The following is a 13,071-nucleotide window of genomic DNA, read 5'->3' on the forward strand; positions in this document are numbered from 1 at the left end:
GGTGTCCCGTCTTAAACATGACGTAGGGACATCCCTTTTTGTTTAGAAATAGGAGGTTTTCTTTCTTACCCCATCTTCCGCCCAAGATGTTCGATCTTATCCAACCAATTCTTTCTCTGTTTATCTGACTTCTTACCGACTTGATCTACAGTTGTTATCCGCACAGGTTTGATGCCGGTGAGTCCAAATGTGGAGATTTTCATCATTTTATGTGCAGGCTCACCTTGGAACCATTTGAAGTACCAGCTCGGACCATCCATCGTGGTGATCATGCGAGCGGTGCGGCCTTTGAGCAGTTGATCCGGGAAAGGTTTTCCTTTTTGATACTTGAAGGCGTAACCTGGCATGAAGATTCGGTCAATGAAACCTTTCAGTAGGGCAGGTGGTCCTCCCCACCAAATTGGGAATACCCATACGAGATGCTCGGCCCACTTGATCGCTTCTTGGGCTTGTAACAAATCGGGTTCAAGCGGAAGTTTATTACGATATCCTCCCTCCAGATTCATGTTGAACGTCAGCTCGTTCAGGGTAATCATGCGGACGTCTGCACCAGCTTGAACCGCACCTTTACGGTAAGCCTCGGCGATTGCACCGTTGTAACTGGGGGAGACGGGATTGCCTTGAATAATTAATATTTTCTTCATGGAAGATGACACGTCCTGACTATTTTAGTTAATGAACACTAACCTCATGTGCAAAAAGAAAAGGTCACGTGTGACCCGGTGATCCATCTGTATATCCTGATGGTATGCTGACGATTCTCTTTTTATAACGTGTAGCCCCAAACCTTACTTGGTGTTCTGCGAGGTCAGAATGGCTACCACTCTCCATCATTACTCCTGAGGTAGGTGTCCCAACATTGATGCAAGTCGGTGAACCGTTTCCCCCGTATAAGGTACCAACAGCTCTGGTAGCTCACCTTGCATACTCGAGACCGCCATGCGTGTAATTGCACCGATCACCAGCACGGCAGTGAGCCTCGAATCCTGCTGAGGCAGTTCGCCCCGCATCATTCCCTGATCGATCAGATCCATTAACGCATCCAACGGCTGACGGTAATCCTCGCTGCTTCCCGCTTCAATGAATATTTCATGATTCTGTGAAATCAGCAGCAGCCCGTAGGGATCTTCATCATGCAGATGGAGAACCTCGGTAACCAGTTGCTTGAAGCGTTCCAGCACCGGACCTTCCTGTCGAACATACCCATCAATTAGTGCAGTATAGTCCGCGCAGTATTGGGTGAAGGCTTCCAAGGCAACGGCATCTTTGTTTTTAAAATGTTTGTAGATCGCCGCATCGGTTACTCCAGCGGCGTCACCGATCTCTTTGACGGATATGCCGTCAACGCCTTTGGTTGCGAACAAGCGCATCGCCGCTTGTAGAATATCTTTCTTTTTGCTATCCACATGAGATTTGTTCTTCATGATTGTATAGTAAGTGATTACTAACCAAAATGCAACAAGCACTTTTGAACCTATGACTTGAGATCCTGAATAAGCGCTTACGACCAAAGCTTGCAGGCTTGTGAGTGGCAACGTATGATGAATAGAAATCAACATCGGAGCAGCAGGAAGAACGAAATGGATGGTGGGTAGCATGAACGAAGAGTTGGATGTATACAGCTGGGTGACGCCCGAAGGGATGCTGAATGATCACTTTATAACAAGCCGCGAACAATTGTATCAAGGAATGAACGGACGATATGTGGAGCGATTCACTGTTCCTACCGGTGAAAGTTATATTTTCAAACCACTGACGAATCCTGCACAGCATGGACGGGAACGATGGATGTACGAGCGTGTGATGTCTGGCTTACCACCGATCTATCCGCAGCTCATTGCAGCGTCGGATCTTACCATTGCATCGTCACAGAGCTGGATGATCTATGAGGATCTGGGTCAACTGGTGCATGATTCACAAGAAGCGACGATGCTCGGTGCAGCGGTATATATGGCAGCGTGGCATGCATTGCCTGTTACGGATTGGAGCGAACTGCCTCGCGTAGGCCAGAAACCGTCCATTCACACCATGTTGGATGAGTTGCAAATGTACAGACAACCTATGGATGACCTGTTATCCAGACTGGATATGCGGTTGTCTCCATCGGATTGGGACAAGATCGCCACGTTGATTCTCACAGCTGAGGAGCAACTTCCAACTGTTCTGTGTCACGGAGACCTGCATCCCGGAAATATGGCGGATGTGGAAGGCAGACTGGTCATCTTGGACTGGGAGCATGCCCATTTGAATACGCCACTGTGGGATATATATCACCTAGTGGATCTCTCGCATCCGCTGTTTCCCAGAACGGTTACGCCTGCTTTGCGAGAGCGAGTTATAGATGTGTATCTGGACAAGCTGGGGAGCCTGGGCGTGCAGATTGAACGGGTTTCTTTTGCAGGATGGTACGATGCTTATGCTATTGTATTCTCACTCTGGATGCTGCGTTTGATTGATGGCGATCTGAGAAGTGAGGAATGTGTGTGGCCGAAGGAACAACTGCGTAACCAGTGGTTTGAGACGGCAGCGACGCTGGAACAGTGCATGAAGCATATGAGTGAGGAATAGAAATGAGGGGTGAGAAGCTTGCGTAAAGTCGGACTTGTTATGCGTAAAATTCAATTCACGGAAGCTCAGGGGCCACGCGTATTTGCGGATCGGCTGAAGCAGATTGGTCTAGAGCTGGGCGTGGATATTGTGTTCATCTCGCCGGAGCGTCATGTCAGCGGATACGACTGGTTGCCGGGTTATGAGCATGAGAAAGGTGACCTGGTGAATTACGATATCGTGCTGGACCAGATTCATAGCCAAAATATAGAGCATGTCATCTACACCGTATCCGGGTTTACGTTTTTGAAGATGTTCTTACCGAAAAGCGTATTGTTCCCGCACAGTTTCCCCGATCCCGCGCTAACGGGATATGAGATGATGAAGCCATTTTATACGATGGTGGATAAAGCAATTGTGCAGACCGAGTTTCTAAAAACAGAACTGGGCCGCAATTTCGGCGTACATGACGTGAACGTCATCCCGATTGGTTTTAGCGAAGAGCTGGCGAACCGGCACTACGACCCGAGTCAGGTTGTGCATAATCGGGTGCTCTGGATCGGTAGGGATGAAGCGAACCGTCGCCCGGATTTGGTGCTGGAATATGCGCGGCAGAACCCGGACAAGGAAGTGTATATGGTATTTGGTGGTGTACGCTATAAGGAAACCATGAAGAAGTACGACATCCCTGCCAATGTGAAGCTGAAGTTTGCGCTCACGCAGGATGAGATATTTACGTTGATGAACTCATCCAAGGTATATTGGAGCTGTTCGGCCTTTGATACGTTTGCGATGCCTCTGACGGAAGCGATGGCGATGGGCAAAATGGTCGTGAAACCGGAGCATGCCTGCTACGGTCACATTCGATCCACGCATGCCTTTGCAGGCAATGAGGATAACTGGTTTGAACTGGTGAACATGGCAGCGGCTGCGCCGCGCAGTGTATCGGAAGACAACCGTGAGTATGCCTTTGGTGCTTTTTCGCGCACGAAGATGAAAGAAGGGTACCGGAACTTTTTCTCAGATTGGTTGAAGTAACGTAAGGTCTGTAACACAGGGCTTGATCCATCCAGCAACAGGAGGCGAACCTTATGGAAGTACTGATCTTGTGGACATTGGGAATGTGGGCAGTGCAGCTGCTGATTGAATGGTTTATCTACCGTTTGCAAGGACGTCGAATGACGTGGGTTCAATATATATTGCCGTGTGTGGCCTTGCTCGGCGGTGCCGTTGTAATCATGATCAGCATCGATATGGGCGGGTGGAACGGCATCGGCTATGCTCTGCTCGGCGTATCGCTGGGTACCGCGGGAATGTTAACACTCATTACGGTAGCGATTAGGGATGTGATGCTTCGACGACGGGGCAGAAATTAGACCGAGCAGTAAAGCTACTGTGGAGTAAGGATGAATTGGGCGAAGGGATGGTTGCAGGAACGCAACCGTCTGTGATATATTGACATTAATTATGACAAGGGAGGTGAAGACAGGTGAATCACGAGATGCTTAACAACCGTATTAGCCAGCTACCGATTGCTATGGCTGGCATTGTTCATACTTTTCTGACCAACGGGAGAAGTCTGTCCAATTTTGAATATACGGAAGTTAACATTTGCGAGAAGATGCCTGCCTTGACCTCATTCGGACGATAAGCGATATTGCTTGAATTCTGAAGGGCCGCGGAGCTAACCTCCTGCGGCTCTGTTTGTGTTGCGGTCAGGATCTTCCATACCATAGGAGGAACCTTATTATGATGATGATTAGCGCGCAACAACTGACTCAATACCACGGAGCACATCTGGTGCTGGACGGCATTACGTTTGAAATTATGGAGGGCGATAAGGTCGCCCTGATCGGCCGCAACGGAAGCGGCAAGACCACACTTATGCGCCTGATGGCAAGACTGAACAAGCCGGATGAAGGGCAATTGATGATCAAGAAAGATACACGAATGGGATATGTGGCTCAGGTTCCAGAAGGATTGGATGACCATACCGTTCTGGATGTGCTGAGCCTTGGATTCAAGGAGCTTATGATATGTCGCACGCAAATGAAGGAAATGGAGCAGCAGATGTCCGATCCGGCATGCGCGGCAGACCCTAATCAATTAGAGCGTCTGCTGAAACGCTACGCGGCGCTGCAAGACCAGTTCGAGCGTGAGGGTGGGTACGAAATGGATGCCCGGATCGATCAGGTGGCGGACGGTCTGGATATCGCCAAGGCGCATTATGAATGGCGCTTCGGTTCGCTGTCCGGTGGGGAACAGACCCGGGTGGTACTGGCCTCGCAGCTGATCGTAAAACCTGATCTCTTATTGCTGGATGAGCCGACGAACCATCTTGATCTGGAGCGGGTCGAGTGGCTGGAAGGATTTTTACGAGAATACCCCGGCACCATTGTCCTAATCTCGCATGATCGCTATTTTCTGGATCGGGTAGTAAATCGAACAGTGGAGCTGGAGGATGGAGAAGCGGAAACATCTGCTGGCGGTTATACGGAATATATGAAAGTGAAGGAACAACGGCTGTTGCAGCAATTCGAGGAGTTTAAAGAGCAGCAGAAGGTTATCAAGAAAATGAAAGAAACGATCCGCCAACTTGAGGAATGGGGTCGTGTGGGTGGCAATGAAAAGTTCTTTCGGCGGGCCGCTTCCATGCGCAAGGCGCTGGAGCGGATGGAACAGGTGAAGCGTCCTGTACTGGAGCGCCGCAATGCCGAGTTCGATGTGCGTCCTACCGATCGAACGGGTAAACGGGTAGCGGTATTGGAACAGGTCGAGAAGAGCTATGGCGAGCGTGAAATTCTGCGCGGAATCTCGGGTCTGCTGGAATATGGAGATAAAATTGCACTCATTGGCCGCAATGGTTCCGGCAAGACGACCTTATTCAAGCTGTTGCTTGGTGAAGAGCAGCCCAATGCGGGCAAGCTGGAGTGGGGGGCGCGTGTGGATGTCGGGTATCTGGCTCAACAGGAGGAACCAACGAATCCAAAGCTGAACGTACTCGAATACTTCCGTCTGAAAGCAGGCGTAGAGGAAGGAGAGGCTCGCGGAATTCTGGCCCGATATCTGTTCTATGGAGCGGACGTATTCCGCTCTGTCGGGCAATTATCTGGCGGGGAATGGACGCGCCTGCGTTTGGCTCTGCTGGTGCAACGTAAACCCAATGTACTACTGCTCGATGAGCCAACCAACCATCTGGATATCGCATCCCGAGAAGCGCTAGAAGAGTCACTGGTTGATTTTGAAGGAACTGTACTTGCCATCTCGCATGATCGGTACTTCGTCAATCGCCTCGCTTCCCGTGTGTGGGAACTGGAGGACGGTCAGATGACCGCTTATCTGGGAGACTATGAGGCGTATCGTGAGAAGAAGCTTGATTTGCAAGCTCGTGCGGTGGCGACAGGTCAGGCTACAGCAGGCGTGGAAGTTTCTTCTCGTGGGAACGCCAAGTCAGAGATGAAGTCAGGTTTAACGTCCGCGCCCGGCGGGACTACCAGATCAGGGAAGAAGTCAGGAGCAACCTCGACATTGAACGGTTCAACTGTTGTAGCTGCCGGTGGAAATCGAGATCATGAAGCTTATATTGAATCAAGCAAGTCGTTGACCCCTTCGGCAACAGCTGCATCGAAACATAGAAACGGCAATGGCAATCAACACTCTGCGGAGAAGCTGGAACAAATTCTGGCTCGTCTTGAGGCACAGATTCAGGTGTTAGATCAACAGTTGGAAGTTGTGCAAAACAATCCGCTTGAACTGGAACAAATATGGAATGATCGCGAGCAATTGTCCGCTGAATATAATGATGTTTTGGCCCAGTGGGCTGAGTTATAAGTCAGAATGGCATGAGCATAAGATCAAACAAGTGTGGTCGGAGAGTCTTCTCCGGCCTTTTTGAACTGGATTGCGTACCAAAAGTAGAAAACAGTATGTTATTTCCTGCTTCGTTAATCGGAGAATGAAGGTAGCCAACATGTTCTTTATTACATGTCATGGGGAATAGTGTAACTTTTTACCTCCCCATGCGTTAAATACGTTTGTATGAATTGAAACGGCTCACCTAAGAGCTTGCAGAAAGGGAGGTTATCGGTATCTATTATTCATTGACGTATCGAAGTTGGTCGGATGATCGACAGGCGGAGACGGGGGTGCTGGAACAGACTTCAGTCACGCGAGATGAACTGTTCATGCGCAAACTGGTGGATGCCACCCTGGTGAAAAACAAACTCTGGGCGCATCTGTCCAATGAATGCCAGGATGGGCGTGAACATGCAGTATATGTAACGGCGTATGAGCAACAGATGCCGGATGAGTACGGTGCAGCCATTGCGGAGGCTGCGCTGGCGATGTGCAAAATGTCTTCCATGTACAGCGCAGAGTATATGTTGTGGAATGGACGTTCATTTCAGGAGTTGGAACTCATAGCTTCCTCCACCTATACGATGGAGCTTGCCGAGCAACTGCTGGACCATTACATGGTTCGCGATGGCAAGACGTATGAGTTCCTGTATTCCGTGCTGGATGCGGATCGTAAGAAAGTGTTGTTTTATATGAAAGAGGTGGATCTGTAATGAGTGACCAAGAGCGGGGGCAAGCATCGAAACCCGGTTCAAAAGCGAAGCTGGTTGCGTTCTCCCTGATGCTGGCGGTACCTGCCGTGTTATCCGGTTGTGGCAGCAACAATGATGAATGTGACCCGGAGTATGATACCGGATGTGAATATGATTCCAGCAGTGGGCACTATTACTACGGCGGGTCGTCGTATCGAAGCAATAAGGACAGTAACAGCTCCTATAGCAAATCCAAGTCCAAATCAAGCGGCTTCGGTAGCTTCTTCCGCAGTTCGGGAGGATAACCGGATGAGGCAAGTGGTTCAACTGCCGTTTAGTCACGAAGAGGTGTTTCAGGGTGAAGCGGGACAACAGATTCCATACCATCGAATGTACGGGAAGCAGTATTGTGTGCCTGCATTGACGGTCTATTCTCCCTCGGAGATACAAGAGCTGCGTACCGCAGCTGAGGCGGTAGACGGCATTTACTGTAAAGTGATGCGATTTATCCAGCAATATATGCCGGATTCTTTTTTGGAGCATCAGTTGGGTATCCATCCGGGGCTTATTTCGGCAGCACGTATGGAGATGGTAACTGGAGGCATTACCCGTCAGGACTGGATTATTGGAGAAGCTGGACCGAAGTGTATTGAAAATAATACGGACACCCCTACGGGTATCCCGGAGGTTGCAACACTGGAAGATATTCTGGTCGCTCTTGCTGAGGATACTACGCTAACTGGGCCATCTGCCGAGATGGATACACGTATTCGGGAGTGTTTCAGGATATGGCTGGAATTCTATGCAGAGCAAGGATTGCAGGGTCCGGTGACGTTTACTTCTTTTGGCGAACATGTCGAAGATCGAACAAATACGGAATACCTGATGAGACGTTGTCAGGAAGCGGGATACGAAGTTTTCTATGCTCCACTTGAGGAACTGGAGATTGTTCCGGGAGAGGCGCTTTACCATAAGGGGCGGGAGATTAACCTGTTGTACCGTCTCTATCCGCTGGAGTATCTGATTGATGATCGGGATGAGACGACAGGGGTGGAGATTGGTGCTGCGCTGCTTGATCTTGTACAGGAGGGACGACTAGGCCTGATGAATCCGGTTCAGCATGTACTGATGCAGAGCAAAGGCTTCATGGCGGCAATCTGGTCGCTCTACGAGCGGAACGAGCAAACCCCGGAATATTGCGGGTTTACCCTCTTTGATGAAGCAGAAATGGATGTGATTTCCCGATATCTGCTACCAACCTATTTTTCGGCTGAGCCTTTCGAGCTGAACGCTATGCCATATGTAGCCAAAAGCTATTGGGGGCGTGAAGGTAGAGGAACTCTTTTGCTGGAGGGTGGAACGGACAATGCCTTTGGAAAGCAGGATATGGAGCATTCTCTAAACGAGGCGCTGGAATCCAATCTTGCAACCGGGGCAACAGACGAGGATGAAGAGATTACAGCTTATTACGAAAATCAGCCCAAGATCTATCAGCAGCTGGTTCCGATGGAACAGGCCATGATTGAGACGGAAGATGGAGCGTACAGCGGTTATCTGCTTACAGGGGTGTTTGTTATCGGTGGGCGTCTGGCTGGGTTGTTACCACGGGTCGGGGAGAAAGTAACTGGAGATATGGCCTATTATTGCGCGGCTACGGTTCGTGAACGGATGAATGATGAGGAGGAGAAGGAATGGAAAACTTGGGATTAAACCTCGTGAATGTTGCGGTGGGTGTGGGCATTCTGCTGGTGGTATTGGTATGTGGGTATTTCGCTTTTAGCAAATTGACCCGGTATAACGATAGTGAGGAAATCGCCAAAGGTAACGAGGCGGCAGGTATGTATATGGGCAGCAAATTGCTGGGACTATGTATTATTGTAGGGATGGTATCTTTCTCGACGCATTCGTGGTTGGATATGCTGCTGTGGTCGGCGTTTGGAATTATTGTGCTGTGCCTGGTCTATATTATATTTGATTTCCTGATTCCCAAAATGCGGGTGTGTGACGAAATCGCACGTGGCAATATGGCAGTAGCGCAACTGCTGCGTTCAATTATCATCGGCGTTTCCATCGTCATTGGTACGTTTTTGATGTAAAATAAGACATAGTGTTTTATAGAGTTTACTATCAAATGGAAGAAGGAGCGCGGCATCATGAGAAGAGTCATCATCGATACAGATACAGCAGGAGACGATACGATAGCGATCCTGACGGCATTGCACCACTTTCAGGTGGAAGGCATCACCATTACGGGCGGTAACGTACAATTCGACCAGGAGGTTGAAAATGCCCTGTACACAGTACAGGTTGCTGGACATGGTGGCAAGGTGCCTGTGTATAAAGGTTGCGAGCGTCCGCTAATGGCCTACGGAAAGGCTCAGCACCGCACAGTGGAAGATGTGCATGGCGATGACGGCATGGGCGGCGCGCATTTCCCGAAGGCGGATCAGCGTCCCGAGAGCGGGCATGCGGTTGATTTTATCATTGAGAAGGTGCATGCACATCCGGGTGAAATTGAACTTCTGGCGATTGCCCCGCTGACCAATATTGCAATGGCGATCCAGAAGGACCCAACCATTATTCCGGAGATTGCTCACCTGTACATTATGGGCGGAACGAATAATGCACTGGGCAATATCACACCAGCGGCGGAGTATAACTTCTACGTGGACCCGGAAGCGGCGAAAATTGTACTGCATGCAGGCATTCCAATCACGATGGTTGGCTGGGAAATGTGTACGCAATATTCAGTCATGGACGATGACGATCATGCAGAGATTGCAGCTCTCGGAACATCGGGTGCCGATTTCTTCACCGCAATCAACAAAGTGGTTATGCAGTTCAACAAGTCGGTACATAAGCTGAATGGCACTACTCATCCCGATACGTTGTTGATGGCTGTTGCGGCAGATGAATCCATCATGACCAAGTCGGGTCAATATTATGTGGATGTGGAAGCGGCAGGAGAGCTGACACGTGGATACAGTGTGGTTGATATCAACGGACGTTTTGGCAAAGAGCCGAATGTACGTGTCTGTGAGGCCATTGATCGGCCCAAGTTCAAATCCATGCTGCTGGACGTTCTCTCAGCGATCCAATAAACGTAGGAATTTAACTACAGGAAAAGAAGAAAATCCGTGCCTATCCCAGGTACGGATTTTTTATTGCCCATTATTGGAATAACTACTTCACCTGTCGTAGTAAATTGTGCTATACTTCAACTACTACGACAGATGAAGTAATGAGGAGGAGTATCTTTTGTGATCAGCAGTGACGTTATACGTGGCTACAATGATACGCTGATCCTCTACATGCTGCTCGAAGGGGAGTCGTATGGCTACGAGATTTCCAAGAACATCAGGCAGCTGACAGAGGAAAAGTACGTCATGAAGGAGACGACATTATACTCGGCCTTCACCCGATTGGAGAAGAACGGTTATATTGAATCGTTTTACCTGGATGAGAATAGTTTGGGAAAGCGTCGTACCTATTACCGGATTACGCCGCCCGGCCTCGACTATTACAGAGAAAAGTGTGAGGAATGGAAGGTTACGCAGGAGGTTGTTAATCTATTTATCAGGGAGTTGTGACGGAACATGGAGACAATTATGGTGTATCTGGAGAACATGTTTGCTGGTCTACCGAAGACACCCGAGGTGGAGCATCTGAAGCAGGAACTCCTTTCGGGGATGGAAGATAAGTACCTTGAGTTGAAGCGGGAAGGCAAGTCGGAGAATGAAGCCATCGGCATTGTAATCTCAGAATTCGGTAACATCGAGGAGCTAACTGCGGAACTCGGTATTCAGCCTGTTAGTACGGAAGAGGCAGTACCTGTGCTGACGGAAGAAGAAGCCTACGCATATACCACTGCCAAAAGAAATGCCGGATTTTGGATCGGGCTGGGTGTTTTATTGTGCGCGTCGGGTGTGGCGTTTCTGATTTTCATGGATACCTTGTTTGAGAACTATGCCACTTCAGCTGCAAATCGTTCGGTGGAAACGGGGGCTGTACTGGGCCTGATCGGCATGTTCGTGCTGATTGCGATTGCGGTAGGCATGTTCATTCACAGTGGCATGAAGCTTGAACGCTTCAGTCATATGGAGAAGAGCTTCCAGCTTCCTTATACACTTAAAATGAGTATTCAGCATAGTCGGGAGAGCTTCGCTCTGACTTATCGTGTAGCCATCATCACGGGTGTCTGCCTGTGCATTCTGTCTCCTGTTTTTATTTTCGCAGCCTCCTCTATCAATGATAACTACGCCTCTTATGGTGTATCTGCCTTTATGGTTATGGCTGGGGTAGGAGCATTCCTGTTTGTATATTACGGTAATATTCAGGGGGCTTACACGAACTTGCTGGAGAAGCACCAGTTGACGGTAGAGAAGAAGCAAGAGGTAAAGGTTGTGAGAGCCGTGGAAGCGATTGTATGGCCGCTGGCGACAGCCATCTTCTTGTTCACAGGCTTTGTATATCAACGGTGGGATATCAATTGGGCCATATTCCCGATTACAGGCATTCTCTCCGGCAGCTTTAGCAATGTGTACCATATTATGAAAAGTAAAAATCCGTCCTGAGCATGCTGCTTTAGCTAGTAAAGCCCACTTGATCTATATTGATCAGGTGGGCTTTTTTTGCTCCACTTAATCTAGTTTTGCTGCAACAAAAACGAGCGAATGCCGGTCGTGACCAGATCATGGTCTTCTTCATCGGGCAAACCTGATACTGTAATGGTGCCGACCTGTCCCTCATTTTCCAGAATCAGCGGGAAAGCGCCACCAGCCAGGACAAAGTCCGATGAAGGCAGATTGAAGTCTTGCTCAAGCTTTTGGTTTTCGCTTCTTAACCTCAGAGTCGTATGCCAAGAGCTGGAGCCGAAATGATTCACCACGTTGTTCTTGCGGCGAATCCAGTCTTCGTTGTCGGGATGAGTGCCTTCCATCGCATGCAAAAAGAGACGATGTCCCTTTACTGTAATGTCGATAGTCACGGCTTGAGAGCGACGCTTCGCTTCTTCAATCAGATGCAGGCCAATGTTGAGCGCTGTTTCAGAATCAAATGTGCCAAATACCAATTCTTTTTCTTCCTGCTGCATTTCCTTTAATTTCTCTGTCATGGTCAGGTTCAAATTAAAGGCAGCCCCTTTACATATATGATTGATGTCTACATTCGACATGGGTTGGTGCAGTACCTTCCGAGTGCGGACTGGACGATGTTAGTCGACGTTATAAGCATGGCTGAAGATGGCTCATTTGGAGACCGTACATCGGCTGTGTTAAAGTGAAAGGAACCTAATATACTCAAAACTCTTAAAGTTAAAATAAGTTATCGCTCAGTAGGCAGGAGGAGAAGCACGATGCTGTTTTATTTTGTAGCACTGCTGGTGACTTTGGTGGATCAGGGAACCAAGATTGCAGTGAGAATGTATATGGAAGTTGGCGACGTGATGAGACTGGGTGACTCCGGCATGCAATTGCAGCATTACGAGAACAGTGGAATGGCGGGCAGTCTGTTTCAGGGGAATGCGCGTCTGTTCGGTGTGATCGCCGTTCTGTTCATAGCAGGCATGCTGTATTACCGGAGTAAAGGTGAGATTCGCGGTTTTTGGATGCAAGCTGGCGCGGGTTTTATGGTCGGCGGGGCTTTAGGAAATGCGATCGATCGATTTATCTATGCGAGGGTAACGGATTTCCTCGTGTTTCCGTCAGGGCGCGGGATCTTGAATCTCGCTGATGTCGCAATTAACATCGGTGTGGTCATGATCATCATCGGCATGTTGATTCGTGCATATCAGAGTTATCGAGCCAAACGTTTACGCAATGCTTTGCCGAAAGCAGAACGTTCGTAATAGGTTGGATAAAAGCTGCACAGTTGCTGAATATAAGCTTAATAAATGAAGGACATTGGATATCATCCAGTGTCCTTTTTGTTATGCCTGATTCAGGTCATGGGAAGAACTGCCGTGATTCATTTTTACCGA

At 48.9% G+C, this 13,071-nt stretch carries 16 protein-coding genes; 13 read left to right on the forward strand and 3 right to left on the reverse strand.

Features of this window, described 5'->3' with window-relative positions; all coding sequences use genetic code 11:
- Nucleotides 1-65 precede the first annotated feature (65 nt).
- The gene (locus PAHA3_RS21640; RefSeq protein WP_062836754.1) at nucleotides 66-644 is read right to left on the reverse strand and encodes an NAD(P)H-dependent oxidoreductase; all 579 of its coding nucleotides are present in this window, start codon (nucleotides 642-644) and stop codon (nucleotides 66-68) included.
- A 189-nt stretch (nucleotides 645-833) separates the two neighbouring features.
- Nucleotides 834-1,424 carry a TetR/AcrR family transcriptional regulator gene (locus PAHA3_RS21645; protein ID WP_026081408.1) on the reverse strand — a complete coding sequence of 197 codons (591 nt, stop codon included), beginning with the start codon at nucleotides 1,422-1,424 and terminating at the stop codon, nucleotides 834-836.
- Nucleotides 1,425-1,596: 172 nt separating this feature from the next.
- Between PAHA3_RS21645 and PAHA3_RS21650 the strand changes: the two genes are divergently transcribed.
- The 12 genes from PAHA3_RS21650 to PAHA3_RS21700 all read left to right on the forward strand — a co-directional run bounded on the left by PAHA3_RS21650 (nucleotide 1,597) and on the right by PAHA3_RS21700 (nucleotide 11,668).
- A complete protein-coding gene (locus PAHA3_RS21650) occupies nucleotides 1,597-2,568 on the forward strand; it encodes a phosphotransferase family protein (RefSeq protein WP_062836755.1) in 972 nt (323 codons plus the stop codon).
- Nucleotides 2,569-2,586: 18 nt separating this feature from the next.
- Nucleotides 2,587-3,585: a glycosyltransferase gene (locus PAHA3_RS21655; RefSeq protein ID WP_062836756.1), complete on the forward strand. Its 999-nt coding sequence runs from the start codon at nucleotides 2,587-2,589 to the stop codon at nucleotides 3,583-3,585.
- Nucleotides 3,586-3,638: 53 nt separating this feature from the next.
- Nucleotides 3,639-3,923, forward strand: a complete 285-nt coding sequence (locus PAHA3_RS21660; RefSeq protein ID WP_062836757.1) for a hypothetical protein — start codon at nucleotides 3,639-3,641, stop codon at nucleotides 3,921-3,923.
- A 113-nt stretch (nucleotides 3,924-4,036) separates the two neighbouring features.
- Nucleotides 4,037-4,198: a hypothetical protein gene (locus PAHA3_RS30585; RefSeq protein ID WP_017691697.1), complete on the forward strand. Its 162-nt coding sequence runs from the start codon at nucleotides 4,037-4,039 to the stop codon at nucleotides 4,196-4,198.
- Between the two features lie 98 nt (nucleotides 4,199-4,296).
- Nucleotides 4,297-6,378, forward strand: a complete 2,082-nt coding sequence (gene abc-f / locus PAHA3_RS21665) for a ribosomal protection-like ABC-F family protein (protein WP_062836758.1) — start codon at nucleotides 4,297-4,299, stop codon at nucleotides 6,376-6,378.
- Nucleotides 6,379-6,647: 269 nt separating this feature from the next.
- Nucleotides 6,648-7,115, forward strand: coding sequence for a hypothetical protein (locus PAHA3_RS30745; protein WP_082762944.1), 468 nt, complete (start codon nucleotides 6,648-6,650; stop codon nucleotides 7,113-7,115).
- Nucleotides 7,115-7,399, forward strand: coding sequence for a hypothetical protein (locus PAHA3_RS21675; RefSeq protein ID WP_036671603.1), 285 nt, complete (start codon nucleotides 7,115-7,117; stop codon nucleotides 7,397-7,399). Before PAHA3_RS30745 ends, PAHA3_RS21675 begins: the two co-directional genes overlap by 1 nt.
- A gap of 4 nt (nucleotides 7,400-7,403) precedes the next feature.
- Nucleotides 7,404-8,804, forward strand: coding sequence for a glutathionylspermidine synthase family protein (locus PAHA3_RS21680; protein WP_062836759.1), 1,401 nt, complete (start codon nucleotides 7,404-7,406; stop codon nucleotides 8,802-8,804).
- Nucleotides 8,786-9,190 (forward strand): DUF350 domain-containing protein, encoded by a 405-nt coding sequence (locus PAHA3_RS21685; protein ID WP_017691702.1) that lies wholly within the window; start codon nucleotides 8,786-8,788, stop codon nucleotides 9,188-9,190. Before PAHA3_RS21680 ends, PAHA3_RS21685 begins: the two co-directional genes overlap by 19 nt.
- Nucleotides 9,191-9,247: 57 nt before the next feature.
- Entirely contained in the window at nucleotides 9,248-10,195 is a 948-nt protein-coding gene (locus tag PAHA3_RS21690) for a nucleoside hydrolase (protein WP_036671600.1), read from the forward strand.
- Between the two features lie 159 nt (nucleotides 10,196-10,354).
- The gene (locus PAHA3_RS21695; RefSeq protein WP_017691704.1) at nucleotides 10,355-10,684 is read left to right on the forward strand and encodes a PadR family transcriptional regulator; all 330 of its coding nucleotides are present in this window, start codon (nucleotides 10,355-10,357) and stop codon (nucleotides 10,682-10,684) included.
- Between the two features lie 6 nt (nucleotides 10,685-10,690).
- A complete protein-coding gene (locus tag PAHA3_RS21700; RefSeq protein WP_062836760.1) occupies nucleotides 10,691-11,668 on the forward strand; it encodes a permease prefix domain 1-containing protein in 978 nt (325 codons plus the stop codon).
- A gap of 71 nt (nucleotides 11,669-11,739) precedes the next feature.
- Here PAHA3_RS21700 and PAHA3_RS21705 read toward each other — a convergent pair whose 3' ends face one another.
- Nucleotides 11,740-12,207, reverse strand: a complete 468-nt coding sequence (locus tag PAHA3_RS21705; RefSeq protein WP_082762969.1) for a heme-degrading domain-containing protein — start codon at nucleotides 12,205-12,207, stop codon at nucleotides 11,740-11,742.
- A 240-nt stretch (nucleotides 12,208-12,447) separates the two neighbouring features.
- Between PAHA3_RS21705 and lspA the strand changes: the two genes are divergently transcribed.
- Nucleotides 12,448-12,939 carry a signal peptidase II gene (gene lspA, locus PAHA3_RS21710; RefSeq protein ID WP_062836762.1) on the forward strand — a complete coding sequence of 164 codons (492 nt, stop codon included), beginning with the start codon at nucleotides 12,448-12,450 and terminating at the stop codon, nucleotides 12,937-12,939.
- Nucleotides 12,940-13,071: the final 132 nt, after the last annotated feature.

This window comes from Paenibacillus amylolyticus, assembly GCF_001570725.1.
GTDB lineage: Bacteria > Bacillota > Bacilli > Paenibacillales > Paenibacillaceae > Paenibacillus > Paenibacillus amylolyticus_A.

Excerpts from the sequence above, each read along its gene's own strand:
- PAHA3_RS21640 (WP_062836754.1), bottom strand. The coding sequence starts at position 644 with ATGAAGAAAATATTAATTATTCAAGGCAATCCCGTCTCCCCCAGTTAC.
- PAHA3_RS21645 (WP_026081408.1), bottom strand. The coding sequence starts at position 1,424 with ATGAAGAACAAATCTCATGTGGATAGCAAAAAGAAAGATATTCTACAA.
- PAHA3_RS21650 (WP_062836755.1), top strand. The coding sequence starts at position 1,597 with ATGAACGAAGAGTTGGATGTATACAGCTGGGTGACGCCCGAAGGGATG.
- PAHA3_RS21660 (WP_062836757.1), top strand. The coding sequence starts at position 3,639 with ATGGAAGTACTGATCTTGTGGACATTGGGAATGTGGGCAGTGCAGCTG.
- abc-f (WP_062836758.1), top strand. The coding sequence starts at position 4,297 with ATGATGATGATTAGCGCGCAACAACTGACTCAATACCACGGAGCACAT.
- PAHA3_RS21675 (WP_036671603.1), top strand. The coding sequence starts at position 7,115 with ATGAGTGACCAAGAGCGGGGGCAAGCATCGAAACCCGGTTCAAAAGCG.
- PAHA3_RS21680 (WP_062836759.1), top strand. The coding sequence starts at position 7,404 with ATGAGGCAAGTGGTTCAACTGCCGTTTAGTCACGAAGAGGTGTTTCAG.
- PAHA3_RS21685 (WP_017691702.1), top strand. The coding sequence starts at position 8,786 with ATGGAAAACTTGGGATTAAACCTCGTGAATGTTGCGGTGGGTGTGGGC.
- PAHA3_RS21690 (WP_036671600.1), top strand. The coding sequence starts at position 9,248 with ATGAGAAGAGTCATCATCGATACAGATACAGCAGGAGACGATACGATA.
- PAHA3_RS21700 (WP_062836760.1), top strand. The coding sequence starts at position 10,691 with ATGGAGACAATTATGGTGTATCTGGAGAACATGTTTGCTGGTCTACCG.
- PAHA3_RS21705 (WP_082762969.1), bottom strand. The coding sequence starts at position 12,207 with ATGACAGAGAAATTAAAGGAAATGCAGCAGGAAGAAAAAGAATTGGTA.
- lspA (WP_062836762.1), top strand. The coding sequence starts at position 12,448 with ATGCTGTTTTATTTTGTAGCACTGCTGGTGACTTTGGTGGATCAGGGA.